1 protein-coding gene is annotated in these 584 nt (G+C 57.5%); it reads right to left on the reverse strand.

The window, feature by feature from the left end:
• A partial coding sequence (locus tag H5181_RS20340) for a hypothetical protein (protein WP_220491856.1) occupies positions 1-584 on the reverse strand: 584 nt, incomplete at both ends.

Genomic DNA, 584 nt, shown 5'->3' on the forward strand with positions numbered 1-584 from the left:
CCGTTGTCGAGCATGTCTTGGGTGACGGTCACAGAGGCTAATACGTTGCCGCTGCCATCGGTGACCACTAAGGTGTCGCCAACTTGGGTGCCAGTCGCTAGCGTCACGGTGGCGGTCACAGTGCCATCGCTGCCGATCTCATCGCTGTTGAACACGCCATCGCTGCCCATGCCGCTGAACTCAACGGTGGGTGCAGGGGCTGCCACATTGTCCACAGGCTGGTTGTCGGTGGCGGTTGCAGATGGGTTACCGGCGATATCAATCACCTGCGCGGTGACATTCACTTCAGTTGCGCCTGGTGCAACAGGGACTTCAACATCAAAGCCATTGTTCAGCATCGCTTGAGTCACTGTTACGGTGGCTAATACGTTTCCGCTGCCATCAGTAACCACTAGCGTGTCACCAATCTGAGTGCCCGTCGCTAACGTTACGGTCGCGGTCACCGTGCCGTCAGTACCAATCTCATCGCTGTTGAACACGCCATCAGTGCCCATGCCGCTGAATTCTACAGTCGGTGCAGGTGCTGCCACATTGTCCACTGGCTGGTTGTCGGTGGCGGTTGCAGATGGGTTACCGGCGATATC

It is taken from the genome of Shewanella sp. SG44-2 (assembly GCF_014164215.1).
Lineage (GTDB): Bacteria > Pseudomonadota > Gammaproteobacteria > Enterobacterales > Shewanellaceae > Shewanella > Shewanella frigidimarina.